The sequence below is a fragment of the Zoogloea oryzae genome, from assembly GCF_030161255.1.
GTDB lineage: Bacteria > Pseudomonadota > Gammaproteobacteria > Burkholderiales > Rhodocyclaceae > Zoogloea > Zoogloea oryzae.
In genome coordinates, this window is record NZ_BSPX01000003.1 from 81,138 (window position 1) to 106,733 (window position 25,596).

Sequence of the window (25,596 nt, forward strand, 5' to 3'; positions counted from 1 at the left end):
CGGTCACGGGCGGCTCAGGGCCGCGCGCCTGCCGTTTCAGGAAAGTCGAAGAAATGGGCGCCGCCCGCCACGAAGCGGGCCGATTCGCGGCTGTGGTCGGCCGCACGGATCCAGGTGAGGCGCGTATTGCCGAGCTTGCCGTGGTGGAGCACCCCGACCTTGTCGAGATGAGCCACCAGCCGCGGTTCGCGGCGCAGCTTGTTGGCCTGGGCGGCGAGCACCCGCACCGCACAGGTGCGCCGCTCGCCAGCCCGGTCGATCACCACACCGGCGTGCAGGTCCGGCTCGTAGAGCGGGAAAGGCAGCGTCGCAGCAAGCTGGTCTTCGACGAAATGGGTGTAGGTGAAGGTGGAGAACGGCGCGTCGAAACCGAGGATCAGCGCGTTGCGTTCGAGCAGCCGGGCAAAGGGCGACTCGCCGCCGAAGGGCTTCTCGGCAACTTCGTGCCCGGCCACGAAGGCGTCGGCGTCGCGGCCCCAGGCCAGGAGCGGATGGGTCACGCTCAGGCTGCGCACCACGCCCGCGCTGCGCCGGAAGACCTCAGACACGATGCCCATCATCGACGGACTGCGGGCCACGTTCATGGGCTTGCCGGTGGCGAGCCACTGGGCCGAGCTCATGTTGTGATACGGCATCGACATCATCACCAGCAGCCCTTCAGGCCCGACGGCTTCCTTGAAGGTACGCACCACATCCGCCGGCTTGCCCTTGAAGCCGCTAAGCGGCAGCCAGGACGAATGGACAACCAGCGTCGAGCCCGGCGTCACGCCGATCTCCCGCAGGCGGGAAGCGAGCTCCTTCGGGCCATAGGCCCAGATGGTCTTCGCCGCGGATTCCTTGACCCACTGCTTGAGCGCGCCGAGGCTCATCGCCCTGCCCTCCCCGGCTGCCCGGCGACCACTTCGTCCAGCACCCGGGCGAAGCGTTCGGTGATGGCCTTGCGGTCAAACTGGGCGAGATAGGCTTCGTCGGCCTGCACGGTTTCGGGCACCGGCCGGGCGAGCCACTCACGCAACATCGCCTCGCAGGCATCCACCGATTCGGCCGGCACCGTCTTGCCGAGGCCGGCCTTGTCGATGATCTGCTGGGTCGCGCCCGGGTCGCACAGGGCGAAGATCGGGCGGCGCACCGAGACGTACTCGAAGAGCTTGCCGGGGATCACCCCGTCGGAGGTCTCACCGGTATCGACGATCAGCAGCAGGTAGTCGCAATTGACCTGGGCGTCCATCGCTTCGCCATAGCTCACATCACCGACGAAATCGTAGAGATGGCCGATGCCGTACTCGGCAATGATCTGGTCGTAACGACGCTGGATCTCGGGCTCGACGCCGCCGATGATGCGCACACGCGCGCGCCCGGCGAGCGCCGGATCGGAACGGTGGATGCGCCCGAGGGCTTCGGCGAAGGCATAGCCCTTGCGGTTCTTGAACAACCGACCGGTGTAGACGAACTCGATGGTGTCGCCACTAAACGGCCGCGTGCGCTGACGGCTGCCGTAGAGCTCGGTGTCGTAGCCGTTGGTGAGCGTCTCCCAGCGGGCCTTGAGCTGCGGATGCAGGCGCTGCATGTAAGCCGTCTTGGGCTCGGACACCGTGACGATCACATCGGCCCGGCGCAGCAGCCGGCGCTCCATCCGGAACTCCATCTTCTTGCGCCACTCGGGCATCCACTCGCGCAGCACATCGCCGTACCACAGGTCGCGGTAGTCGGCGATCCACGGCAGGCCGGTTTCCTTGCGCAGCTCGTGGCCCACGTGAAGGCTGGAGAACGGCGGGAGCGTGGTGTAGATCGCGTCGATCTGGCGCTCGGCGCACAGCGCGCGGCACACCTTGAGGGCATCCTGCGCCCAGGGGCGGAAGTCGTCGGGTACGTTCACGAGGGTGCGCAGCACCCAGCGGATCATCCCGTGGGCCTTGTCCATCAGCCCGCCGCCCGGCTGCGCCACAGGTGCCCGGGTTGCAGCAGGCGCCGGCTTTGTCGCAGGTGCCGCAGCAACAGGCGCGGGCAAGGCGGGCTGTCGGCCCAGCAGCCGCTTCACGGTATCGGCGATCTCGACCTCGAGGTTGCGCAGCGGCAGGCGGATAATCTCGTCGCCATCGACGATCTCGGCCATCAGCGCCTCGTCGTAGTTGCCCTCGCGGCCCGAGGGCTGCAAGGTGACGACGATGCAGCGCCAGCCATAGCGGCGCAGGTGCTCGACGAACTTGACGGTGCGGATCCGGCCGATGGTCTTGAGGGGCGGAAACTCGCCGGCGATGACCAGCAGCGTGCGGGGTTCAGCCATGCTTGCCTCCCTTGTTCTGCAGGCGTTCGCAGAGATTCTGGAAGATCTGGACGCTGTGCTCCCAGCTGTGGGCCTGGGCATGGGCCAGGGCGCCAGCCTCGAGACGGGCCCGGAAGGCGTCGTCACCAAGAACCCGCAGGATCGCGTCGGCGATCTCATCGACCCGCTCGCCATTCACCAGCAGCCCGCTGACGCCATTCTGCACGGCCTCGACCGCCCCGCCCGCCCGGCCGCCGACTACCGCCCGGCCGCAGGCGTTGGCCTCGAGGAAGGTCAACCCGAAGCCTTCGGTGTCGCCGTCCGGCATGGTGCGGTTGGGCATCGCGAACAGCGCCGCGCTGCGATAGGCGGAGAGCAGATCGGCGTCGCTGAGAGCGCCCGCCAGAGTGATGCTGTGGGCCACGCCGGACTGGTCGACCAGCGCCTGCAGCGACGCCCGCTGAGGGCCGTCGCCGATGATCAGCAGATGGCTGTCGGGGTGGGCGGCAAAGATCCGGGGCCAGGCACGGATGGTCTGGTCGAAGCCCTTGCGGGCGATCAGGCGGCCGACGGCCACGACGATCCGCTTGCCCGCGAGCCCGAAACGGGCACGGAACGCGGGGTCGTCCGGGCCGGGCGAGAATCGTTTCGTATCGACGCCGTTTTCGATGAGGCACACGCGATCCGGGGAAATCCCCATCTCATCCACCAGCACCCGCTGGGTGAAGCGGCTCACCGCCACCACCGCATCGGCGGCGCGCAGGTGGGTTGCGCGACTGGCACCGAAGGAGCCGGCGTCGAAGCGGGTGGTGATCTCTTCGCCATGCACGTATATCACCATGCGCTTGCCGAAGACCCGCTGGAAGAACTCGCCCAGCCAGGCGGTGGAGGCCAGCTCGCCGATGCAGATGACCTCGATGCCATGCCGGCGGATGAGTTTCCAGACCGTCCAGATGACCCGGAGCCGCAGCGGAACGTCGATGGTGAGGAAGCGCCAGGCAGCGATCAGCTTGTGGGCCGGCCGGCTGATCCGCGGCCGGAGCAGATCCAGCCGGTACACGGGAAAGCCGCAGTTCTGGTCATGGGCGCGCCAGCCCGCGATCTCGGCACCGTCGTTGTAGTCGCGCCGGGTCGCCAGGGCGACCATCCGCCCCTTCGGAGCGTAACGGCACAGGTTCGAATAGACGGTCGCAGACCCTCCCTGGATCGGCGTGAAGATGCTGGCAACGATAAGGCATGCGCCAACCGACGCGTTTCGGGTCATGCGTCCTTATTTCCGGTCGGCGGTCGCGGTGCGTTCGAGATCGGCCAGGATCCCGGCAATGTGCTCGTTCGCGAAGGCCGCCGTCCTGACGCGGGCAGCCTCGACGCTGTCGGGACTATAGGCGGTGATCGCCACCGCAGCAGCGTCGTCGCCCCGGCCACGGAGCCGCGATAGGGCTTCGAGGATCTTGCTGGTGAAATCGCTGGTGGTGGTCATGCCATTCACCCAATAGAAGTGATAGACGGCCGCATGGACGCCTTTCTTCACGAAGCCTTCGAGCCGCACATCAGGCACGTTCGGGCTGTCGTTGGGCGGCTGGGTGGAGATCGACCAGCCCCATTTCTTGGTGGGTTCAAGCTGATTCTGGATGTTGATCAGCTCGGTGCCCTGCGTCTGATTACGATAATAGGCGACAAAAACGTCGACCGGCTGACCCTGATACGTGTAGGTCGCCTGATGGACCACCCGCGCACCCGGGAAATGGGGGCGGATCGCGTCGTCGGCCGACTCGCCCTGGGGCAAGGTCGCCAGGGATTCAAGCCGCAACGACGGCGTGTTGGACGAATCCGGCGCCTGGAGGACTTGAACGACCATGTGCCAGCCGAAGGGTATCGCCGCGGCGAGCAGGGTCGCGCCCATCAGGACCGGCATTGGCGCCTGGACGCCATGGCTCGACGGGGCGTGCTCGGGCACCGGGTCGCGCCAGCGGGCGCCGATGGCGAAGCTCGCGAAGATCGAGACGCCGAAGATCACCCAGCCCAGGGCAATGTGGCTCAGGCCGAGGCCCCATTCGTTGGCGGTCTTGTGGGCCACCATCACGATCACATAGGCGCGGATCCAGTTGGCGATCAGCGGCATCACGATGGCCCACAGCATGAACAGGATGCGCTTGCGCCACTGGGTGTAGGTGAGATAGGCAAAGACCGCACCGATGAACACCGAGGTGAGCAGGTAGCGGATGCCGCCACAGGCTTCCACCACCGACCACTGGCCGCTCGGGATGACGAAGTTGCGGCCTTCCTGATAGACCGGCACGCCGCTGTGACGCAGGGCCACGACGGTCGCGTCGGCCGTCCAGTTCATCAGCACCGGCAGGATCTCCTGGCCGAAGGGCACCGCAAACAGCAGGAAGAACAGCGGGCCGAGCACGCGACGGAAGATCTCGTCGCCCGTCACCGCCCAGACTGCGCTGATCATCATCAGCACGATGGCGAACTGCACCACCGCCGCCACCGACACCAGCTCGCCCAGCATGGCCAGGAAACCGGTCAGGACGAGCGCCGCAAAACCCTTCCAGGACGGGCGACAGTATTCCCCGCGCAGCACCGGCAGCTTGCTCCACAGCAGGTAGGCCACCACCACCAGCACCACGTAGCCGTGCTCGTGGCTGGGCAGCGTGTCCCAGGCGTCGAGCACCATCCGCACCTGGGTGCGGAAGCTGAAGAGGATCGCGCCCCAGGCGATGAGCACGACGACCAGCCCAAGGAAGCCGCTACCCCGCCGGGTACCGGAAAGCACCTTGCTGTCGATCAGCTGATCAGCCATGGCAGTCGATTTATGGTCAAGAGAAGTCATCAATGTGTCTCGTCAGCTGGAGGTTGCCTGCAGGCGGCCGACTCCGGCCTGCGCCGGGGACTGCCCGGCGGGCGTCGCGCCTGCAGTGGCCGACTCCTCGGCCAGTCGTTTCTTGATCCACTTTTCGGTCATCACGACCATCGCCATGAAATAGAACGGCATGTCCCAATAGGCCAGGCTCAGGAAGGCGCCACCCACCGCAAAGCCGATCAGGCTCACCTTGACCATCGAACCGAGCTGGCCGGCCCACTCGAAATCCGGGCGATCCACCGCATACTTCATCAGGCGCCCGGCAGTCCGGTAGGTCAGCCCCCAGAACAGCAGGTAGAGGATGAGCCCGATGTAACCGTGCTGGCCCAGCACCTGGAAATAGATACTGTGCGCCACCAGGATGAAGTTCGAGTTGGGCGCGTACATCTGGTAAATGATCGGGGTGTTGGTGAGGAAGCCCGCGCCGAGCACACGGCTGTTGGCGATGTTGATCGCCATCATCCAGGCGTTGAGACGCCCCAGCGCGGATTCATCCTGATCGTAGGTCTTGATGGTCTCCATCCGCGAGGTCCACTCTTCAGGCATGAAGTAGACCATCGCCGGAGAGAGGATCAGGAGCACGAGACCGATCGAGAGCTTCGACTTGCTGCGCCACCAGAACACCGAGAACATCGCCGCGATCGACAGCAGCGCGCCACGGGAGTGGCTGCCGATGGCCGCCACCGCGCACAGGAACATGGTGACGTAAAGACCGCGCCGGACCCAGGTCTTGCCGATGGGCCGCAGCACCGGCAGCGTCACCACTTTTTCCACCTGCAGGGACAGGAAATACAGTAGCGGAATGGTGATCACGAGGGCGACGGCGAGTTCATTGTTGCCCTCGACCACGCTCTGGGGCGGCCCCCACACCCGGAACGAACCACCGGTCATCAGGGTGAACAGGCCGCCCTTCGCCCCGAAGTAGGCAATCGACATCGCGGTGACGCCCACGAAGCCGGTAATCTGTTCCCGCGTCTGCATGGTCGACGCCACCACCAGCACCATCATCAGCACCTTGATGACGTCGAGGTAGATCGAGAGGCTCTCGGGCTGGTGGATCGCGGTGAGCGTGGTGATGCCCATCCACGCCACGAAGATCGCCAGCACGGTCACGGGTGGCGCCGTCGGGGCGCTCACATGCTTGGGGTGGGCGGCCATCGCGATGACGATCAGCACGGCCGAGATCATCGCCAGCGGCATGGTGTAGGCAAAACCCCAGCCCAGCCGGTGGGGGTTCATCAGGCCGATCCACACCCACAGCAGCGCGCCGTTGTACGGCGACTTCAGTGCCCTGAGGGCGCCGTACGAAAAGAGTAATAAGACCAGTATGTCACGCACTGCGTTTGCCCCAATCGGTCAGCAAGACCGTCAACCACCCAAACCCTGTCAGGCCGCGACGCGGCTGATCACGTAGCGGAACTTGCCAGACTTCTCGGCCGGAATCTCGTCCACCAGCTTGACGTCGATGGCGACCGACTCGCCCAGACGACGCTTCAGGCCGCTCTCGATGCGCCCCACGTCGCCGGGTTCGAAAGCCGCGCCGGGAATCACGAAGACCGTCGTCAGGGCCTTGGTTTCCTGGACGATCTTGAACGAAGCCACGCCGGGAATATCCCGGAGCACATAGATCAGCGACAGGCCATGCATCACGGTTCCGTCGGCGGCGATCACGAAATCGGTGCTGCGCCCCTGGATCTCGCTCAGAATGGGCAGTCCCCGACCACATGGACAGGCATGATCGCTCAGGACACCGACATCGCCCGTGCGGTAGCGCACGAATGGGTAATCTCTTGTTGCGAGGTGTGTCACGACGATCTCGCCGGACTGCCCCGGCGGCAGTACGTTGCCATCGCTGTCGATGATCTCGACGACGATGTCCTCGGCCGTGATGTGCATCGACCCCGACGGGCAGGCGTGGGCGATGAAGCCCGCGTCACGGCCGCCGTAGCCGTTGGCGACCGGCGCCTTGAACAGCCGGCTGATGACCTCGCGCTGGTGATCGTAAAGCCGCTCGGAGGTGACGAACACCACCTTGATCCCCAGGTCGTCGAGGCGGATGCCCTTCTTCTCGGCGTGGGCAGCGATGTGGCTGATCGCCGACGGATAGCCGAAGAGCATCTTCGGACGCATCTCGCGGATGCGCGCGATGAAGCCCTCGACCTTGGCGTCGGACATCTCGAAGGCCGGCAGCAGCTCGGTGCGCATCAGCTTGTCGCGGATCAGGCGCACGCGGTCCTGGGTGCCCAGCTCGATGGGCGAGCCCCAGATGACGATCTCCGGGTCGCCGATGTCCACGTCCCACCAGCGGGTGGCGCGCCACTTGGCGGCCACGTCGTGGGTGACACGTTCGGTGCCGATGAAGAAGATCAGCGGCTCGCCGCTGGAGCCGCCGGTATTGAAGCGCGCCAGGCCCTTGGCGTCGTCGGCGCGCAGGCCGTCGCTGTTCTGCTTGATCACCGCCTTGGTGAGGAAGGGCAGATTCTGCAGGTCGGCCGGGCCGGTCACCGTCTTCGGGTCGAAACCGGTGCGGGCGAAGAGCTCGCGGTAGTACGGCGTGTGGGCGCCGATGTCGGCAAGGAAGGCCTTCAGGCGCTGGGCCTGCTTTTCGAGAATGCGCTCCCGGGGCCACCACTGGACGTCTTCCATCTCCTGGCGGATCGCCACGGTGTCGTGGTGCTTGAGACGTTCCTGGACGGGAAAGAGGACGTTGGCGACGAAGCGGGTGTACAGGTCAGACATGTGGGCTCCTACGTCCGGCGGGCCGAGCCCGAGGCACGGCAGGCGTCGGCATACGCGGCAAGCAGTTCATTCTTGACGGCCGACCAGGCATAACGCCGGACGTCGTCCTGGCCTGCCGCGCGGATCTGCGCAGCAAAGGCCGCATCGTTGAGGAAGCGCAGCGCGGCATCGGCCATCGCCTGCGGGTCGTCGGCAGGCACCAGCAGCGCGGTAACCTCGTTCTCGACGATGAATGGAATCCCGCCCACGTTGGTGGTCACCACCGGCACACCGCTCGCAAGCGCCTCCAGCACCGAGTTGGGCATGTTGTCCACGCGGCTCGGGTTGAAGGTGAGATCGGAATCCCGGTACAGCGCGGCCATCTGGTCGCGGTCGAGCCGGCCGGTGAAGACGACCTTGTCGGCAACTCCGAGGCTGGCGGCCAGCGCCTGCAGCTCGGCGGCCTGGGGGCCGGTGCCGGCGACCGACATGCGGGCGTCACGCCGCGCCTGGGCAACCAGCGCGAAAGCCTTCAGCGCGGTGTCGATGCCGTAGATGGGCTCGAGGTTGCGGGCCACCACGATGTGGGCCGCCGGCTTGCGGGTTGCGTCCGCCGGGCGGAAGCGTGCCAGATCGATGATGTTGGAGACGATCCGCCCTTCCATCCCGAAGCGGTCGAAGACTTCCTTCAGGAAACCGGACGGCAGCACCAGCATCGCCGCGCGGCGCATGCTGGCACGCACGGAATCCGCCGAGCGATTGAGGAAACGCTCGGCCTCGCCGCCCCGGTAATTGACTACCACCGGCTTGCCCCGCAGGCTGCCGATCCAGATCGCCGGCGCGGCAAACAGATGCCACGACCAGCCGGAGTTGGCCATCACATGCAGCAGATCCGCCTTGCCGGCGGCGCGCCACAGGTGCAGCAGATACGGAACCAGCCGGAACAGCGCGCGGACGCCCTTGAGCTTTTCGGCCCAGGCCGGGCGGTACGGGGCATTCACCTGCACCACCTCGACTTCGGCGCCCTCCCCGCGCAGCAGCTCGCCGAGCTGCCGGGTCTGGTTGGCCATGCCACCGGCAGGCGGCGGCAGCGGACCGACCAGCGCAATCTTCAGATCAGCGAATTTCATGCCGCCGATCTCGGCGCGAGCCGGCCGTACACCGCCTTGTAGTTGGCGACGCTGTTCTTCCAGTTGCGAACGTCTTCGACAAAGTGACGGCCGGCGGTACGCATGGCGGGCCAGCGATCACGGTGGGCCAGCATGTCGTTGAGGGTCGCCACCAGCGCGGGCACCTGGCCGGCGGCGAACAGGCGACCGGTCTCCCCGTCGCGGATGAGTTCCTTGTGGCCGCCCACGTCCGAGGCCACGAAGATGCGGCCCTGGGCCATCGCCTCCAGCGGCTTTAGCGGCGTGACCAGCTCGGTCAGGCGCATCGAGTGGCGCGGATAGGCCAGCAGGTCGATGAGATCGTAGTAGCGGCTGACTTCGGAATGGGGCACGCGGCCGGTGAACACCACCTTGTCGGCGATGCCGAGGCGCTGGGCGTGGGCCTTGAGGTTGGCGTCCTGGGGGCCACCACCCACGAGCAGCACGCGCAGATCCGGCTGGCCAGCGTGCATCGCGGCGAAGGCGTCAAGGAGCAGATCGAGGCCTTCGTAGGCGTAGAACGAACCCACGAAGCCCAGCACCGTCTTGCCCTGCAGGCCCAGCTTGGCCTTGAGGGCTTCGTCCGCGGCGCCGGAAAGCTGGAAACCTTCCACGTCCACGGCGTTGGGGATGACCGTCACCTTGGTTTCGGGAACGCCCCGGGCGACGATATCGCGGCGCAGGCCTTCGCAGATGGTGAACACGTGATCGACGCGCTTGATGGCCCAGGTTTCGAGGGCACGGGTGGCGCGGTAGCGCAGGCTGCCCTCCGAGGTGGTGCCATGGTCCACCGCGGCGTCTTCCCAGAAAGCGCGGATTTCATAGACGACGGGAATCCCCAGCCGACGGCCGACGCGGATCGCCGGGATGGCGTTGAGCACCGGCGAGTGGGCGTGGATGACATCCGGACGCAGTTCGCGGGCGAGCTGTTCGAGGCGGGCTTCGGTGGCGCGGATCAGGCGCCATTCGTTGATCCCGGCCGGGCCAGCGGGCGGCACTTCGGAACGGTAGAAGCGCAGGCCGTCCACGTCTTCCATGGCCGCGGCGGTCTTGCCCTGCTTGGGCGAGGTGACGTGGAAGGTCTCCCAGCCCAGGGCGCGCTGTTCGCGCAGGATGGCCGCGGTGCGGAAGGTGTAGCCGCTGTGCAGCGGGATCGAGTGATCGAGAACGTGGAGGACGCGCATTTACTGACTCATCACGGCCACGGCGGGTTTCGGGGCCGCGGCTTGGCTGTTACGCAGGAAGGCTTCGAACATCATGGTGGTCCACAGGGGCGCGCTGTAGTCGCGGGCGCCGGACTGGTGGGCATCGACCAGATGCTCAAGGTATTCGCGGTTGAAGATGCCGGTTTCGGCGAGGGTGGAACCCAGGATGGCTTCGCGGACGCGCTCCTTGAGCGGGCCGCGGAACCAGCGGGCCAGCGGCACGGCAAAACCCATCTTGGGGCGATACAGCACGTCGCGGGGCAGCATCGGCTCCATCGCCTTCTTGAAGACGAACTTGCCTTCCTGGCCCTTGATCTTGAGGCCGGACGGGAGCGTGGCCAGCCATTCAACCAGCTTGTGGTCCATCAGCGGCTCGCGCACTTCAAGGGAGTGGGCCATGCTGGCGCGGTCGACCTTGGTGTTGATGTCGCCCACGAGATAGGTCTTGGTGTCGAGGTACTGGATGAGGGCCAGCGGATCGTCGGTCTGGGCCGCATCGCCGTGGCGGCGGAAGACTTCCAGCGCGTTGTAGCCGGCGAGCTCTGCGCGGAACTTGCTGGAGAACAGGCTGCGCCGCATGTCGTCGCGCAGGATCGACACGGAGTGGAAATACGCCTGCACGGAATCCCGGGCCAGGGCCTGAAAGGTGGTCTTGGCGCGGAACATCCGCGGCGCCCAGTCAGCCTTGGGGTACATCCGGCCGAGCAGCCCGAACACCGGACGGCGGATGCCGGCGGGCATCGAGCCGCGCATCTTTTCTTCCATCAGATGCATGCGGTAGCGGCGATAGCCGCCCATGCTCTCGTCGCCGCCGTCGCCCGACAGGGCCACGGTAACGTGCTTGCGGGCGAGCTGGCAGACGCGGTAGGTCGGGATCGCCGAGCTATCGGCGTAGGGCTCGTCGTAGAGCGCGGCCAGGGTGTCGATGAGGTCGAAGTCGTCGGACTTGACGGTCTCGACGTAGTGCCGGGTCTGGTAGCGGTCGGCCACCATCTTGGCGAACTCGGATTCGTTGAAGGCCGGGTCGTCGAAGGCGATCGAGCAGGTGTTGACCGGATCGGGCGACAGCCCGGCCATGGTCGCCACCACGGCGCTGGAATCCACACCGCCCGACAGGAACGCGCCCAGCGGCACGTCGGAGATCATGCGCAGGCGGACGGATTCGCGCAGGCGCTCGGTGAGCTCGGCGGTGGCGTCTTCGAGGGACAGCGGGTTGTCGAGCGTGAAGCGCACGTCCCAGTAGAGCTTGGGCGCGGGGATCGGCTGGCCGCGGCGGATGCACAGGCTCTCGCCAGGCTGGAGCTTCTTTGCGCCCTTGAAGATGGTGCGCGGCTCGGCCACGTAGCCAAGGGCGAAATATTCTTCGACCGCGTGGGGATCGATGCGGCGATCGAGGCCCGGGTGCTGCATCAGCACCTTGAGTTCGGAGCCGAAGACCAGGGTGCCGTCGTCGAGGATCGCGTAGAAGAACGGCTTCACGCCCAGGCGGTCGCGGGCCATGAAGAAGGTCTGCTTGTTGCGGTCCCACAGGGCGAAGGCGAACATCCCGCGGAAACGCTGCACGCACTCTTCGCCCCAGGATTCCCAGGCGTGGACGATGACCTCGGTGTCGCTGCGGGTGTGGAAGCGGTGGCCGAGGGCTTCGAGCTCGGGCACGAGCTCCTGGAAGTTGTAGATCTCGCCGTTGAACACCACGGCCACAGTGCCGTCTTCGTTGAACAGCGGCTGCTGCCCGGTGGAGAGGTCGATGATCGACAGCCGGCGATGACCGAGGGCCACACCGGGCTCGAAGTGAAGATCACCCTCATCCGGCCCCCGGTGGAACTGGATGTCGTTCATCCGCTTCATCAGGTCGCGATCGAAATCGCGACTGCCGCGGGTATCAAAAAGGCCAGCAATGCCGCACATGGAATCTGTTTTCTTTCAGTGAAGGGCGTTTCTGGATTGGATGGCAGCCGCGGAACCGGGCTGGGCCGCGCAGAGGCGCGTTTCGTAAAGCGAAAGATAGCTGCCAACCATTGCATCAAGACTGAACTGGGCGCACACGCGCGTCCGGCCGGCAGCGCCGAAGGCCGCAGCCCGGGCCGGGTCGGCGAGGAGCGCGGCCGTCGCGCCGGCCAGCGCAGCCGGATCGGCGGACGGCACCAGCAGGCCGGTTTCGCCATCGACCACCAGCTCGGCGTTGCCGCCCACCCGGGTGGCGACCACCGGCAGGCCGGAGGCCATCGCCTCGAGCAGGGTGTTGGAGATGCCTTCGGCCAGCGAAGGCAGCACGAAGACGTTCATGCCGCTATTCATCAGCGGGATGTTGGATTGCTCTCCGGCCATCCAGACGTGCTGTTCGAGTTGCTCGGCCTTGATCAGCGCGTTGAGCTCGGCCTGCAGCGGGCCACCACCGACGATCATCAGCCGGGCGCGACGGGCCGCGTCCGGGCTGCCTCGCACGAGTTCGCCAAAGGCGCGGATCAGGTTGGCGTGGTCCTTGACGGCCTGCAGGCGCCCTACTGCCCCGAAGACCACCAAGCCGGGATCGTTGAACGGCGAACCAGGAATCTCGCCACGGGTGGCGACGGGCACGAAGCGCTCGGTATCGACACCGTTGCAGATGCGCCGCACGCGATCGGCCCGCACGCCCACCTTGTCGGTGAGGTAGGACTCGATCCGCTTCGACAGCGCCACGTAGCCCGACACGAAGGGCGAATACGCCTTGCGCAGCAGCTGGAACTTGCGGCTGACGCCTTCGAGATCGGACGCATCCCAGCCGTGTTCGCCGTGGATGCGAACGGGCACACCCGCCGCCCAGGCCGGCACGACCATCTCAAGGGCGGCCAGGTTGCGGGTATGCACGATGGCCGGGCGATGCTCGCGGAACAGCCGGTACAGCGTGGGGTACAGCTTGATCCCGTGGCCCTCGCCTTTTTCAATGGACATGAAGGTGACGTCGCTGCGCTTGATGCGTTCGCAGAAGCTCGGGACGCAGCGGGTGAGCGCAACGATCATGTGCCGGAATCGCTCCGGCGGCATCCGGTTGATGAGGTTAACGATCCCGTTCTCCAGCCCGCCAACGTCGAAGCTGTAGACCACGTGAATCACCAGGGGGCGGGGATCGTTCATGAAATCCAAACAGTCATTGCGCGCCATGCGCAACGCCAGAACAATGGGTGGATGCACCCAGCAGCTTCTCAAGCGCCGCCAGGTGGGCCGACCAGCTGTAGGAACGCAGTACCGCCTCCCGGGCAGCCAGGCCCATGGTGCGGCGCAATGTTACATCAGCAAGTAATGCGACAGTACGCGAAACGAATTCCTCACCACTGTGGGCAATCTCACAGTCATGCCCCGAGCGGGCCTCGAGTCCGGTGGCCGGTGCCGAGGAAATCACGACCGGGCGTGCCATGGCCATCGCTTCGAGCACCTTGTTCTGGATGCCACGGGCAATGCGGAGCGGCGCGACGATCACATCCGAATGGGCCAGATACGGGCGCACGTCGGGCACCGTGCCGGTGACGACGACGCCCTCCCCCGCCAGCGCCTGGACGGCGGGCGCGGGATTCATCCCGACGATCCAGAAGCGGGCATCGGGCACCTGCGCGCGCACCTTGGGCAGCAGCTCGGTGGCAAACCATACCACCGCATCCACGTTGGGCCAGTAATCCATCGCGCCGGTGAAGACGATCACCGGGCCGCCGGCCGGATAGGGGCTGGCGCCACCGTTGGCGGGCGAGAAGTAGTCGGAATCCACCCCGTTCTGCATCGCACTGACGCGGCTTACCAGTTCGGGGGCCGCCTTGCGGAACAGGTCGGCTTCGGCCTCGGTGACGAACACGCTGGCCTCGGCCTTGGCGGCGGCGGCGCGCTCGAAGGCCAGTAGCTGGCGCCCTTCGCGGCGATAAAGCCAGGACATGGGCCAGCGGTGGTCGCCGGCGTATTGGGTCCATTTGGCGGAATCGAGATCGCAGAAGTCGATCACCCGGTGGGTCAGGCCCGGCGCGTCGAGGTACTGGGCCATCGGGCCCGAGAACGCGACGGCTTCGTGGATGCCTTCGCGGGCCACCACCTGCTTCACCCAGGCGGCAAGCTCGGCGTTGCGGTAGTACGGAACGCTGAGGGCTTCGCCGGTGACGAGGCCGCGCAGGCTGGCGATCTTGGCGGTGCGCGGATCGAGCCGGATTACCCGGCTTTCCTCGCACCACTCGGACAGCTTGTCGATGTACTGAACATCGTCCGGATGATCGACGAAGGTGCCGAGGAAGATCCGGTGCCGCTTGGCCAGCTGGCGCAGGATGTTGAAGGAACGGACCTTGTCGCCCTTGTTGGGCGGATAAGGGATGCGATGGACCAGATACAGCAGCGGAGTGCGGACGTCAGCCACCGGCGGTTACCCCAGATTGCGGACGATGTGCGGCCCGAGGGTGTTGGCCACGCTCAGCGGCAGGCGTCGCCACATGGCGATGAAGGCACGGTACTTGGGGTTCATCGGGTTGTTCTGGGGAACGGCGTCGCGCTTGTAGAGGCGATACTCGTAAGAGAGGGGCATGGGCTCGAAGCCCCAGTTCTTCTTGAAGCTGTAGGGGCCGGTGCCGAGCTTGCTGCGGCCGTAGTCGAAGATGCGGTAGCCCTTCGCGCAGGCCCGGCGCATCAGTTCCCAGTATTTGAAATCGTTGGCGGCAAAGTCGCGGGCGGCGAGATCGTCGCCGGCGTAGTAAGGCAGGACTTCGTCGCGGAAGTAGAAGGTGAGAACGGTGGAGAGAGGTTTGCCTTCGGCCGATGAAACAGTCATGACCTCGCAATCCTGCCCGAAAACCTTCAGCAGCACTTCAAAGAAGTGTTTCGGCAGCGCTGGCGTGCCGTGACGCCGCACGTTGTCCGAAAAAAGTGCAAAGAAGCGGTCGGCGTTCGGATCAATCTCGGCGACAAGCCCGTTCTTGATGCCCTTCCTCACCATCGCCCGCTGCTTGCGCGGAATGGCCAGCATGTTGGCCTCCTCGTCGGGGAGGATCTCCTTGCGGAAGGTGAAGTAGAGCTCCTGGCGCGGCCAGTCGGCGTGGCGCTCGCGCAGGTTGCGGTATTCGAGGTGCTGGACGCCGCACTTGCGGGCGAGCTCGTCGGCAGTGGCTTCTAGGGCGGCGATCGCCTCGGCATCGGTGCCCGCCACGCCGCCGTAGACGGCGAAGGGCAGCGAGGTCATCGCGTGGCCGAACAAGCGGCTCTTGACCTCGACCAGCGGCAGCACGGCGACGATCTGGCCGTCGCGCTCGGCGAGCAGGTAATGGGTGCGGTGACGGAACACCGACTCCATGATGTCGCGCCATTCGATGCGGTGGAAGAACGTGGCGTCGGGGCAGGCGAAAACGAATTCGTTCCAGCGCGCAGAATCCCCCGCCACGAACGGGCGTACTTTGACAACAGATACCATTCCCGGAACCTTAGACTGAGGTTTGAAGTGCGGGGAGGAAGACTTCGTCCATGCGGCCCCAGGAGAAATCCTGGAGCAGGCGGGCAAGACGGTCTTCGGTGCGTTCCAGATTCACGTAGTGCCGGAAGCGGGTCTTGGCGCTCGCCTCCTTGACGACGGGCTGCTCCGGATCGATCTCCCACGGATGGAAGTAGAAGATCGCCGGACGGCGGTCTTCCTGATTGACCTTGCGAATGCCCCAGGCCGACACCGGATAGGGCAGCAGCCGGAAATAGCCGCCGCCGCCCACCGGCCAGTTGCGGCCGAGACGACGGACGGTGGTGATCGGGATCTCGACCAGCGCCTTGCCGACGGGATACGGAAAACGCGGCGCATCCGGCACGCCATAGTGGTCGTGCTTGACCGGATAGACGCTGGAACTGTAGGTGTAACCCGCGGCCTCGATCACGCCATGGGCCCAGGGGTTGGACAGACCGACCGAGAAACTCGGCGCCCGGTAACCCTTCACCTCGCAATCGGCGATGTCCTCGAGCACGGCCTTGGCGAGCTGGATGTCGGCCAGGAAGGCCTCCGGCGTCTGTTCGCTGGCACGCTGGTGACCATAGCCGTGGCTCGCGATCTCGTGACCTTCCATGGCGATCAGGCGGACCAGCTTGGGGTAGCGCTCGGCAATCCAGCCAAGGGTGAAGAAGGTGCCCTTGGCCTCGTGCTTGTGCATCAGTTCAAGGATGCGATGGACGTTCCGCTCGACCCGGCACGGCGTGCTGTTCCAGCTTTCCTTCGGAAAATGCGGCGCCAGTGCGGAGACCTGGAAGTAGTCCTCCACGTCGATGGTGAGCGCATTGACGATGGAACCGCCCTCGCGGGACATGGGAGTCGTCATTTCGCCGGCGCTCCACCTTCGGCCCCGGCCTCTTGCTGGGCAGGCGCTGCCTTCAGCAACTGGCTGAGGGTGTTGAGGGTGGTGGACAGGGTGCGCTCGAGTAGCGCCAGGCGCTCGTCGAAGCGTGTCATGTCGAAGGACGGGCCAGCGTTGGCCAGCAGCCTGGCAGCTTCGGGGTCAGCCAGCAGGCGCTGCAGATCAAGGGCCACGGAAGCCGGTTGCGCGCCACCGACCGGCACGGGGGCCGCGCCCACGGCGGTCGGAGTGACCTGCTCTTCACGCATCTCGGAGACGATCTGGTTCACCAGCTCGACGCCCACCCGACGCTGCTCGCCCAGGAAGGCGGCCAGCATGACGCGGTCGCACAGGGCGTTGATGCGGCGCGGAATGCCCTGGCTCACGTTGTAGATCTCGCGCATGGCTTCCGCATCGAAGGCCGGATTGCCCTTCCAGCCGACACACGCCAGGCGGTGCTCCACGTAGGCCTGAGTTTCCTGCAGATCGAGCGGCCCCAGGTGATAAGAGGCGATGACCCGCTGACGCAGCTGGACCATCTCGGGGCTCTGCATGATGGCCCGGAATTCCGGCTGGCCGACCAGGAAGCTTTGCAGCAGCGCGTGGTCTTCGAGCTGGAAGTTGGAGAGCATCCGCAGCTCCTCGACCGCCTTCTGGGTGAGGTTCTGGGCTTCGTCGACGATCAGCAATGCACGCTTGCCAGCGGCGGTGGTGCTGACGAGAAAGGCCTCGATGGCCAGCAGCAGGTCGCTCTTGGAGAGGTGCTTGCTCGGGATGCCGAACGAAGCGGCAACCAGCCGCAGGATGTCGTCGGCGTCGATCTGGGTGCTCACCAGATTGGCGGCAACGATCTTCTTGGAATCGAGCTTCTCGAGCAGACTGCGCACCAGCAGGGTCTTACCGGCGCCGACTTCACCCGTGATGACGATGAAGCCCTCGTTCTGGTGCAGTCCGTATTCGAGGTAGGCCATCGCGCGGCGGTGGCCACGGCTGCCGTAGAAAAAGCTGGGATCCGGGTTGAGCTGGAAGGGCTTGCCCCGCAGACCGAAATAGGCTTCGTACATGACGTGCTCAGAATTGGAAGAGAAGCGACCCGTAAAGGGCGTTCTCGGAGTAGGACGCGATGCCGCCCCCCTGGCTGTTACGCACATTCAGCGCACCAGTGGTACGGGGCGTGAGACGCGTGGAGACACCCGCGGTGATCATCCGGTTACGCGCGTCGCTTGCACCGCCCACGCTCGTGGAGTCGGTGTGGCTGCGCATCAGCGTATAGGTGCCGGTCGCCGTGGTGATCGGCGTCATCTTGTGCTGGAGCGAGACGGTGGCGCCCGTGGTGCGCAGATTGGACGTGGTGGTGATGTCTTCGGTCACCGCGAAATCGCGCTCGGTGATCGTCGTCCGGTTCGAGTTGAACGCGATCACCGAGAGGCTGTTGCGTCGACCGATGAACGTGACGCCCAGCTGCAGGCGACGATCGAGGTAGAAACCATTGGCGAGGCCCGACTGCAGCCCGATCAGCGCGCTGCTCGCATCCGCGCCGGTGCTGGTCAGGGTCAGCCTGCGGATACAGGCATCCCGCGTCGCCGCCGGCTCAGAGGCGCAGTAAAGCTTGGCCAGATCCAGCAGGGTCACGGCGCTGGTCATGTTCTGGCTGGTGGTCGTGATGTCCTTCGAGTAGCTACCCTGAAAGGCCACCTGCGGGCCCCGGTGCTCGGCCGTCAAGTTGAAGCCGGTGCCGAAGAAGCGGTCCTCGATCGTGCCGGAGATCTTCGTGAGGGGCGTCGGTGTCCAGTCGGTTCCAAGCCCGTAGATCGTCGTCGTTTTATTGTCGACGGTCGAGTAGTTATTGGTTTCCGTACCGCCGATCAGGCGCAGCGATAGCTGGGGATCCACCGCCCACAACGCGGACGCTCGGAACGTCCGGTGATCCACGTCGCGGTTGTTGGTGCGCGAGGTGTGGCTGTCGTTGAGACTCATTGACCAGCCCAGATTGCCGAACGCCCGCGGGTCAGTCCCGCTGACCGACCAGACGTTGGTCTGAAGCCGATTCAGGACGGTCGTGCTGGAATCGGACTGATTGGCCGTAAAACGGGCCTCGACGGTACCCGTGTTGGCAAAACGCCCCTTGATGTTGGGGCTCATCGAAATGGTCCGGACTTCAGACCAGTTGCTGGCGCCGGTCACGGTATCGCCGCCGATCGGCCGGAAGGCGTAGGTGGGCTGGCGACTCACCGATGCCATCAGATCGAGGAAGCCGTGGTTGTCCCACCAGGTGAGCTTGCCGTTACCGTTGAGCAGCAGCTGGTTGCTGTCGTGCTGCGAGCCGTTGCCGTAGAAGGACGAATTGACGCCGACGTCCATCGCACCCTTCACGCGATAACCCGTTGCCTCGAAGCGGAGCATCGGGCGGATCTGGGTGATCCAGTCGCTCTCGGCCGCAGACGACCGGGACAGACGGGCATTGTCGGTGAGCGTCTCGGTGACCATCACCGAAGGGACCACCGCGAACTCACGCACCTGCTGCTGGGCGATGGCGGGCGATGCGACGGCACCGAGGGCTGCGCACAGGAGCGCCAGCCGGCGCACGGAGGTCGCCGGCATTGCGCGGGAAGCGGGAGTCGTCACGCGTTCTCCTTCGGAGCATGACCATAGCCGTAACCATAGCCGTAACCATAGCCGTAGCCGTAGGAGCCGGCACCGGACTGCAGCGCCTTGTTCAGCAGCATCAGCTTGACCGGGCAGCTCTCGATGGTCGACAGCGCCTGCTTGACCGCGGCCTGGGTGGTCTTGTTGGATTCGACCACCATCACGATCTGGCCCATGTGGGTGGCCAGCACGCGGGATTCGGTGGTGACCAGCAGCGGGGGCGAATCGAACACGATGATCCGGTCGGAGTAACGCTCGGCCAGCTCTTCGAGGAGGTTGTTCATCACGTCGCTGGCGAGCAGTTCGGTGGCACGCGGGTGCGGGGTGCCGGCCGGCAGCAGGTTCAGCTTCTCGATGTTGGTCTTGAGCATGACGTCGCTCAGCTGGGTGCCCGGGTTGGTGAGCACGTCCATCAGGCCCTTCTTGGGGGGCAGGCCGAGGATGTTCAGCACCGAAGGACGGGACACGTCGGCGTCGATCAACAGCACCGTGTGATCCAGTTCCATCGCCATGCTGATGGCCAGGTTGATGGAGCTGAAGCTCTTGCCCTCGCCGGGCAGCGAGCTGGTGATCATGATGAGGTTGGCGTTGTCGATCGCCGAGGCGCCCTTGCCCTGCACGTTGCGCAGCAGCGGACGCTTGATGATCCGGAACTCGTCGCCGATCAGCGAACGGGGCGCGTTCGGGGTGACAATCCCGATGGACTGCAGGCGCTCCAGGTCGATCTCGATGTACTTCGAGGTGCTACCTGCGGCGGCCGACTTCGCCTCGGCGCTGGCTTGCACGGCGGGCGCCGGCGGCGCGGCAACCTCGGGCACGGGCTCGGCGATCACCGGCTCGACGCGGCTCGGCTGATCGGCGAAGGCCGAAGCAACGGGAGCGACGGCAACCCGCGCGGCCTGACCGTCATCCACCGGAGCCGGGCTTTCGTTGTCGACCGGAGCGGAGGTAGCCCTCTGCAGCTGCTCAAGTCGCTCGACTGCTTTTTCAATAATGCTCATGTTCGCCTCTCAACCCATCCGCGCCAGCAGCAGCCAGACGGTCATTGCGCCAAACAAACCTACAAGGGCGCCTACGCCACCGAGGAAGAAGACCTTGCTCCGCCGCTGGTTGCGCATGCGGTCGGTGTCGCCAATCATGCTCACCGCGCCCAGCACGGCCAGCCCGGTCACCTCGCGCAGCACCTGGGTGTCGGAGAACACCGGCCGGATCTGGCTGATCAGGAAGGACACGATCCCGCCGATCAGCAGCGCCGCAAGGCCCGCCGCCGGCATCAGCAGCAGGCGGTTGGGCGCGGACGGCTTGCTCGGCACCGTGGGCGGATCGATCAGGCGGAAGTCGGCCACACCGGAAGTTGCGCCCATCTCGACCGCCATGGTGGCGGACTCGCGACGGGCCACGAGGGCGTCGTAGTTCTTCTTGTTGATGTCGTAGTCGCGGTTGAGCTGGGTGAATTCGGTCTCGAGCTGCGGCAGGGTACGCGACGCTGCACCCAGGGCCTGGAGGCGCGAGTCGTACTCGGCCACGCGGGCCCGCAGGGATGCGACGTTCGCCTCGGCTTCGGCCAGGGACAGACGCATCTGCTGGAACACCGGATTCACGTTGCTCGACGAACCCACCGAGGCGCCAGCACCCGACGCAGCCGAAGCGGCCGCCTTGCGACGGGCCTGGAGTTCGGCGGACTTCTGGGCTTCGAGCTCCTCGATCACCTTGCGGGCGCCCACGACGTCCGGGTGCTTGTCGGTGTACTTGAGCAGCAGGCCGTCGAGGGACTTCTTCATCGACTCGATCCGGTCGTCAAGCTCGGGCACCGGCATCGACGCCAGCGAGGCGCTGGACATCTTTTCGGGCAGCGCGACGGACTCTTCGCCGGAGAGCTGGCGCTTGAGGGCATCGCGGGAGTTTTCGGCTTCACGCAGGGCGAGCTTGGCCTGGTTGAGCTGCTCGCTCACCTCGCTCATCTTGCGGAAGTAGTCCTGGCCACCGGCACCGAGGGTGCCCATGTTGCGGACCTTGTATTCCTTGAGGCGGTTCTCGGCCTCGATCAGCTTCTGCTCGTAGGCCTTGATCTGCTCTTCGATGAAGCGCCGGGCGGTATCGGAATCCTTGCGCTTGTCGCCCAGGCCCGACTCCACGAAGATCGACACCATCGACTGCACGACGCGCTTGGCGCGTTCCGGGTCGGTATCGGTGTAGGCCAGGGTGTAGAGGTTGTCGCGGCCCGCTTCGCGGATCTGCAGCGCCTTGGTGACGTTGATCACCAGCGTCTCGCGGTCTTCCTTGGTCTTGGCTGCCAGATCAAGGTCGGCCATGCGGATCAGCTTCTCGACGTTGGGACGGCTGATCAGCGTGCGGCTGAGGATGCCGATCTGCTGATCCACGTTGGGCTGGACGGCCAGCCCGGACATCAGCGGCTTCAGGATCGACTGGGTATCCACATAGACACGGGCAGACGATTCGTAGCGGTCAGGCAGCAGATAGACAATCGCGGCGATGATCGGACCGACAATCCACGCGGCCGCCAAGCCCCACCAGCGATAGAGCCACATGCCGCGGAGGGTCACCGACAACTGTCTTAGTATGTCTTCCATTGGGAGATTCCGAATGCATCCCCCCGGGACATCCCGGGGGGCAAATCAAGAGTGGGGTCAGAACCAGCTCTGGGGAATGATGAGGACGTCGCCCGGCTTCATTTCGATGTTGGCCGAAACATCGCCACGCTTGACGAGATCCTTCAGGCGGACGGAGTACTGCTTGTTGCCTTCCGAGGTCCGCAGCAGGGTGGCACGGTTGCCATCGGCGTAGTCGGTCAGACCATTGACCGAAATCATGACGTCCAGCAGGGACATCTTCTGACGGAACGGCAGGGTCTGGGGCTTGGCCGCCTCACCCACCACCCGCACCTGCTGGGAATAAGGACCGACGAAGGTGGTCACGATGACGGTCACGACCGGATCGCGGATGTACTTGCCGAGCGCCTGCTCGATCTCGCGGGCAAGCGTGCTGGCATCACGGCCGGAAGCCGGCAGATCCTCAACCAGGGGCGTGGTGATCTTGCCGTCCGGACGCACCGGAACCGTCATCGACAGCTCGGGGTTGCGCCAGACAACGATATTCACGTTATCGCCCGGCCCGATCTGATAGGCATAATCGGCGGCCTCTGCGGTCACCGGCGCCGGCGGATAAGTGGTGGCGCACCCTGCCAGACCGGCTACGGCGCACGCCAGCAAGCCGTTCTTAAAATAGCGTTTCATAAGGTACTTCCCCTGGATACGGCCAAAGTTCAGCCTTTGAATGATAACGGGCGGATATTACGGCAGCGCGTGATTCCGTCCGGAGAAAAACGTCACGACGCCCCAAAAAGGGGAAACATGACTGCGCCATCAAGATGGCTGAATATTTCTGCGGGAATCCGCCCGGCGCGGATGATACCTACTCCGGGCAGTATTTTCTGTCAGAAAGACCACCGGGCCTCGGTGTAGACCCGGTCGCGATCCGCGTAACGGCCGAAGATGCCGTTGGCGGCGCCACCAAAGGCGTCAACCCCGAAAACCACGCGCGTGCTCTTGTTTGCAGACCAGATCAGCTTGGGGCGGAACATGTAGTCGTTGCGGTTGAGCATTGATACGTAAAGCGCTTCGGCCTGCCAGTTCTTGGCGAGCCGGGTGCCCACCAGGACGCTGGCACCGCCTTCGGTCCGCTCAAAGCCCGTGCGGGCATCGTAATCGAGCATGCGGCGGGCGAAGTATTGTAGATTCACCCGCCCGTCGTTGAAGGCGGGAATATCCACCCCGACCACGTAATCAATTGTGTCCTGATCAACCAGCCCGTTGGGCGCGTCCAGCGGATTCTGGGTATTGAACTTGCGGCCGCGGGAGTGCACCGTCTCGCCCTTCAGCACGAAGTCGCCGAAGTCCTTGGTCACGGTGGCGCCGACCTGGCTGATGCGCTCATGGCGCGGCTGGAATTCGGCCTGCCCGCCCGAGAGCCCGGTGAAGTAGAAAGTCTGGGCCACATCCATGCTGCGGTAGTAGAAGCCGGAGACGTCCCAGCCACCGACCATCCGCGACAGCCGGGCGCCCCAGTTTGTGTTGCCGAGAGAGTTGTCGGGCTTGGCTTCACCCAGTACTTTCGCGTCGCGGCGCAGCGGATAGAACTCGGCCCCCGGCTTGCCGATGTTGTCGTAGCTCGGCACTGGAATCCAGATCAGTTCGGCGTGGGTTTCACCAAAGTAGTATTCGGCCCGGGTCGCCCACTGGGGAATCCGCAGCTGCTCGAAATCCGGCAGGAAGAAGGTGCGCAGATCCCGCGCGGAGACCACGTCGGCAAAGAACAGCCCGACCATCTCACCCCAAACGATGTGCTGGCGACCGAAGCGGAAATCCACGTCGCCGAGCGAGAAGTCGGCGTAGGTTTCACGCAGATGGAACTGATACTGCTGGTCGCGCCGCACGGCGTCCGGATAGAAACCGGAATCGATGGCGAACACCGCGTCGGCATCGGCCCGGCCGGAGATCTTCCACTTGACGCTGTCGCCGCCGGTGGCCGAAACCTCGGCACGGGAGCGCGCCATCGACCAGTGATCCTGGCCGCCGTAGGTACGCGCCAGATCGAACTGGAGGTAGCCGGCCGTCTTGACGCCGCCCTCGCCCGCCACGTCATCAAGCCCTAGGTCGTCGTCGGCCGCCGCAGTTGCACCGCAGCAGAGCATCATCGATAACGCGACCGCACTGCGGCGAAGCTTTGGTTTCAAGCTGTCCATTTCCTACTTTCCCCTCGTAAAACGTGAATGGCCGGACGTGCGCCAGATGCCCGTCCGGCGGCGCATCAGGCCCGGTACGGAACGAAGCGCCAGGTGCCGTTGAGTTTGAGCCCGAGCTTGGTGGGCTGGCCGTCTTCCATCCGGACCTGCTGGACGGCGCGGCTCATCACCTGCTTGTCGTGGGTCGAAAACACGAAAGTTGTCTTGCAATCCTCGTTGATGCGCTGCATCAGATCAAGAATGCTCTTGCCGGTGTTCTTGTCGAGGTTGGCGGTGGGCTCGTCGGCCAGCACCACCTTGGAGTGCGTCACCAGCGCCCGGGCAATCGCCACCCGCTGACGCTGGCCGCCCGACAGCTGGTTCGGGCGGTGGTGCGCGTACTTCGCCAGCCCCACCAGTTTGAGGTAATCGTTCACCCGCGCGCGACGCTCTTCCTTGCTGATTTCCGGCATCTGCAGCAGCGGGTATTCCACGTTTTCCTCGGCGGAAAGCACCGGCAGCAGATTAAAGGTCTGGAAGATGAAGCCGATGGTCCTCGCACGGATGTTGGCGAGTTCATCGGGAGTCTGCCCGGAGACATCCTTTCCCTCGATGAACACCCTGCCCTCGCTTGGCGTATCGATACACCCCATAATATTGAGGAGCGTGGACTTGCCACTCCCCGACGTCCCCGCGATGGCCATGAAGTAACCTTCCTTGACATCGAGGGTGACCTTCCTCAGCGCATTGACGTCCTGATCACCGAGACGATAAATCTTGCTGACATTTTCGATCCTGATGATCGTCTTCGGGTCCGTCGTCGACGTCCCATCCGTACTGTCGTCGCGGCTTGTTTGCATTGCCCCACCGGTCTATGTTGTTTGCTTTCAAAGGATAACACTATGAGCTTCAAATTTAGCCCTTCGAGCTGCCGGTCTCGGTTCCTCGGCGCTGCGCTTGCGACCCTCTCGCTGCTGTCCGGCGCGCCGGTAGTGGCCGACGATGCGGCCGTGGATCAGGCCAAAGCCATCGTCGCCAAGGCCGACGAAATTCGTTTCCCGCGGGATGGCTTCCAGGTCATCATCGACATCTCGTCGGTGAGCGCAGGTGAGCCGGCCGAGGATCGCAAGTACCGCATCCTCTCCAAGGGCAACGAGAACACCATCGTCCAGACCCTCGAACCCGCCACTGACAAGGGCCAGGCCATGCTGATGCGCGGCCGCGACCTGTGGGTGTTCATGCCCAACGTATCCCAGCCGGTGCGCCTGTCACTCGCCCAGCGCCTCACCGGCCAGGTGGCCAACGGTGACCTGGCCCGGGCCAACTTCGCCGGTGACTACGAGCCGAAGATCATCCGCACCGACACCATCGACGGCGAGAAGATGCACGTGCTGGAGCTCACCGCGGTCGACCGCGGCGTGACCTACGCCAAGGTGCTGTACTGGGTTCGCCAGCCCAACAACTGGCCCTACAAGGCCGAGTTCTATTCCCTCTCGGACCGCCTGCTGAAGGTGTGCCGTTACGACAAGTTCAAGGATCTGGGCGGCCGCGTGCGCCCCACCCAGCTGGTCATGGAGGACGCCCTGAAGAAGGGCGAGGTATCGACCCTGCGTTACTCGCAGATGGCGGCCAAGGATCTGCCCGACCGCGTGTTCACCAAGCAATACATGGACAAGCTCAACCGGGTCGATTGAG

Annotated in this window: 21 protein-coding genes; 1 reads left to right on the forward strand and 20 read right to left on the reverse strand. The window is 65.0% G+C overall.

Annotated features, from left to right (window positions below; all coding sequences use genetic code 11):
• Positions 1-14: 14 nt before the first annotated feature.
• From QQK25_RS02320 to QQK25_RS02415, 20 genes are all read right to left on the reverse strand, one after another.
• Positions 15-869 carry an AAC(3) family N-acetyltransferase gene (locus QQK25_RS02320; protein ID WP_284186557.1) on the reverse strand — a complete coding sequence of 285 codons (855 nt, stop codon included), beginning with the start codon at positions 867-869 and terminating at the stop codon, positions 15-17.
• On the reverse strand, positions 866-2,284 hold the full coding sequence (locus QQK25_RS02325; protein WP_284186558.1) for a glycosyltransferase: 1,419 nt from the start codon (positions 2,282-2,284) through the stop codon (positions 866-868). Before QQK25_RS02325 ends, QQK25_RS02320 begins: the two co-directional genes overlap by 4 nt.
• The gene (locus QQK25_RS02330) at positions 2,277-3,527 is read right to left on the reverse strand and encodes a glycosyltransferase family 4 protein (protein ID WP_284186559.1); all 1,251 of its coding nucleotides are present in this window, start codon (positions 3,525-3,527) and stop codon (positions 2,277-2,279) included. The genes QQK25_RS02325 and QQK25_RS02330 overlap by 8 nt, the downstream gene beginning before the upstream one ends.
• Before the next feature lie 6 nt (positions 3,528-3,533).
• Positions 3,534-5,072 (reverse strand): exosortase A, encoded by a 1,539-nt coding sequence (gene xrtA, locus QQK25_RS02335; RefSeq protein WP_284186560.1) that lies wholly within the window; start codon positions 5,070-5,072, stop codon positions 3,534-3,536.
• Between the two features lie 42 nt (positions 5,073-5,114).
• Positions 5,115-6,470 carry a putative O-glycosylation ligase, exosortase A system-associated gene (locus tag QQK25_RS02340; RefSeq protein WP_284186561.1) on the reverse strand — a complete coding sequence of 452 codons (1,356 nt, stop codon included), beginning with the start codon at positions 6,468-6,470 and terminating at the stop codon, positions 5,115-5,117.
• A 48-nt stretch (positions 6,471-6,518) separates the two neighbouring features.
• Positions 6,519-7,871: a phenylacetate--CoA ligase family protein gene (locus QQK25_RS02345; protein WP_284186562.1), complete on the reverse strand. Its 1,353-nt coding sequence runs from the start codon at positions 7,869-7,871 to the stop codon at positions 6,519-6,521.
• A gap of 8 nt (positions 7,872-7,879) precedes the next feature.
• Positions 7,880-8,980 carry a glycosyltransferase family 4 protein gene (locus QQK25_RS02350; RefSeq protein WP_284186563.1) on the reverse strand — a complete coding sequence of 367 codons (1,101 nt, stop codon included), beginning with the start codon at positions 8,978-8,980 and terminating at the stop codon, positions 7,880-7,882.
• On the reverse strand, positions 8,977-10,182 hold the full coding sequence (locus tag QQK25_RS02355) for a TIGR04063 family PEP-CTERM/XrtA system glycosyltransferase (protein WP_284186564.1): 1,206 nt from the start codon (positions 10,180-10,182) through the stop codon (positions 8,977-8,979). The genes QQK25_RS02350 and QQK25_RS02355 overlap by 4 nt, the downstream gene beginning before the upstream one ends.
• On the reverse strand, positions 10,183-12,111 hold the full coding sequence (locus tag QQK25_RS02360) for an XrtA/PEP-CTERM system amidotransferase (protein ID WP_284186565.1): 1,929 nt from the start codon (positions 12,109-12,111) through the stop codon (positions 10,183-10,185). It abuts the gene before it with no gap.
• 15 nt (positions 12,112-12,126) lie between these two features.
• Positions 12,127-13,317, reverse strand: a complete 1,191-nt coding sequence (locus tag QQK25_RS02365; protein ID WP_284186566.1) for a TIGR03088 family PEP-CTERM/XrtA system glycosyltransferase — start codon at positions 13,315-13,317, stop codon at positions 12,127-12,129.
• Positions 13,318-13,330: 13 nt separating this feature from the next.
• Entirely contained in the window at positions 13,331-14,572 is a 1,242-nt protein-coding gene (locus QQK25_RS02370) for a TIGR03087 family PEP-CTERM/XrtA system glycosyltransferase (protein WP_284186567.1), read from the reverse strand.
• A 6-nt stretch (positions 14,573-14,578) separates the two neighbouring features.
• Positions 14,579-15,616 carry a FemAB family XrtA/PEP-CTERM system-associated protein gene (locus QQK25_RS02375; protein WP_284186568.1) on the reverse strand — a complete coding sequence of 346 codons (1,038 nt, stop codon included), beginning with the start codon at positions 15,614-15,616 and terminating at the stop codon, positions 14,579-14,581.
• 10 nt (positions 15,617-15,626) lie between these two features.
• Positions 15,627-16,499 carry an XrtA system polysaccharide deacetylase gene (locus QQK25_RS02380; protein WP_284186569.1) on the reverse strand — a complete coding sequence of 291 codons (873 nt, stop codon included), beginning with the start codon at positions 16,497-16,499 and terminating at the stop codon, positions 15,627-15,629.
• Entirely contained in the window at positions 16,496-17,578 is a 1,083-nt protein-coding gene (locus QQK25_RS02385; protein ID WP_284186570.1) for an XrtA/PEP-CTERM system-associated ATPase, read from the reverse strand. The genes QQK25_RS02380 and QQK25_RS02385 overlap by 4 nt, the downstream gene beginning before the upstream one ends.
• Positions 17,579-17,585: 7 nt before the next feature.
• Positions 17,586-19,139, reverse strand: coding sequence for a TIGR03016 family PEP-CTERM system-associated outer membrane protein (locus tag QQK25_RS02390; RefSeq protein WP_284186571.1), 1,554 nt, complete (start codon positions 19,137-19,139; stop codon positions 17,586-17,588).
• The gene (locus QQK25_RS02395) at positions 19,136-20,161 is read right to left on the reverse strand and encodes an XrtA-associated tyrosine autokinase (RefSeq protein ID WP_153160980.1); all 1,026 of its coding nucleotides are present in this window, start codon (positions 20,159-20,161) and stop codon (positions 19,136-19,138) included. The genes QQK25_RS02390 and QQK25_RS02395 overlap by 4 nt, the downstream gene beginning before the upstream one ends.
• A 9-nt stretch (positions 20,162-20,170) precedes the next feature.
• Positions 20,171-21,751, reverse strand: coding sequence for an XrtA system polysaccharide chain length determinant (locus tag QQK25_RS02400; protein ID WP_153160979.1), 1,581 nt, complete (start codon positions 21,749-21,751; stop codon positions 20,171-20,173).
• Positions 21,752-21,808: 57 nt separating this feature from the next.
• Positions 21,809-22,414: an XrtA/PEP-CTERM system exopolysaccharide export protein gene (locus tag QQK25_RS02405; RefSeq protein WP_194271177.1), complete on the reverse strand. Its 606-nt coding sequence runs from the start codon at positions 22,412-22,414 to the stop codon at positions 21,809-21,811.
• 200 nt (positions 22,415-22,614) lie between these two features.
• On the reverse strand, positions 22,615-23,874 hold the full coding sequence (locus tag QQK25_RS02410) for a DUF1302 family protein (protein WP_284186572.1): 1,260 nt from the start codon (positions 23,872-23,874) through the stop codon (positions 22,615-22,617).
• A gap of 113 nt (positions 23,875-23,987) precedes the next feature.
• Complete coding sequence (locus QQK25_RS02415) at positions 23,988-24,761, reverse strand: ABC transporter ATP-binding protein (protein WP_153160977.1); 774 nt, start codon at positions 24,759-24,761, stop codon at positions 23,988-23,990.
• A gap of 42 nt (positions 24,762-24,803) precedes the next feature.
• On the opposite strand from QQK25_RS02415, the gene QQK25_RS02420 reads away from it, so the two are divergent.
• On the forward strand, positions 24,804-25,595 hold the full coding sequence (locus QQK25_RS02420) for an outer membrane lipoprotein-sorting protein (RefSeq protein WP_284186573.1): 792 nt from the start codon (positions 24,804-24,806) through the stop codon (positions 25,593-25,595).
• Position 25,596: the final 1 nt, after the last annotated feature.

Coding starts and splice junctions, on each gene's coding strand:
- QQK25_RS02320 (WP_284186557.1), bottom strand. CDS start 869: ATGAGCCTCGGCGCGCTCAAGCAGTGGGTCAAGGAATCCGCGGCGAAG.
- QQK25_RS02325 (WP_284186558.1), bottom strand. CDS start 2,284: ATGGCTGAACCCCGCACGCTGCTGGTCATCGCCGGCGAGTTTCCGCCC.
- QQK25_RS02330 (WP_284186559.1), bottom strand. CDS start 3,527: ATGACCCGAAACGCGTCGGTTGGCGCATGCCTTATCGTTGCCAGCATC.
- xrtA (WP_284186560.1), bottom strand. CDS start 5,072: ATGGCTGATCAGCTGATCGACAGCAAGGTGCTTTCCGGTACCCGGCGG.
- QQK25_RS02345 (WP_284186562.1), bottom strand. CDS start 7,871: ATGTCTGACCTGTACACCCGCTTCGTCGCCAACGTCCTCTTTCCCGTC.
- QQK25_RS02350 (WP_284186563.1), bottom strand. CDS start 8,980: ATGAAATTCGCTGATCTGAAGATTGCGCTGGTCGGTCCGCTGCCGCCG.
- QQK25_RS02355 (WP_284186564.1), bottom strand. CDS start 10,182: ATGCGCGTCCTCCACGTTCTCGATCACTCGATCCCGCTGCACAGCGGC.
- QQK25_RS02360 (WP_284186565.1), bottom strand. CDS start 12,111: ATGTGCGGCATTGCTGGCCTTTTTGATACCCGCGGCAGTCGCGATTTC.
- QQK25_RS02365 (WP_284186566.1), bottom strand. CDS start 13,317: ATGAACGATCCCCGCCCCCTGGTGATTCACGTGGTCTACAGCTTCGAC.
- QQK25_RS02375 (WP_284186568.1), bottom strand. CDS start 15,616: ATGGTATCTGTTGTCAAAGTACGCCCGTTCGTGGCGGGGGATTCTGCG.
- QQK25_RS02380 (WP_284186569.1), bottom strand. CDS start 16,499: ATGACGACTCCCATGTCCCGCGAGGGCGGTTCCATCGTCAATGCGCTC.
- QQK25_RS02385 (WP_284186570.1), bottom strand. CDS start 17,578: ATGTACGAAGCCTATTTCGGTCTGCGGGGCAAGCCCTTCCAGCTCAAC.
- QQK25_RS02395 (WP_153160980.1), bottom strand. CDS start 20,161: ATGAGCATTATTGAAAAAGCAGTCGAGCGACTTGAGCAGCTGCAGAGG.
- QQK25_RS02400 (WP_153160979.1), bottom strand. CDS start 21,751: ATGGAAGACATACTAAGACAGTTGTCGGTGACCCTCCGCGGCATGTGG.
- QQK25_RS02405 (WP_194271177.1), bottom strand. CDS start 22,414: ATGAAACGCTATTTTAAGAACGGCTTGCTGGCGTGCGCCGTAGCCGGT.
- QQK25_RS02410 (WP_284186572.1), bottom strand. CDS start 23,874: ATGATGCTCTGCTGCGGTGCAACTGCGGCGGCCGACGACGACCTAGGG.
- QQK25_RS02415 (WP_153160977.1), bottom strand. CDS start 24,761: ATGCAAACAAGCCGCGACGACAGTACGGATGGGACGTCGACGACGGAC.
- QQK25_RS02420 (WP_284186573.1), top strand. CDS start 24,804: ATGAGCTTCAAATTTAGCCCTTCGAGCTGCCGGTCTCGGTTCCTCGGC.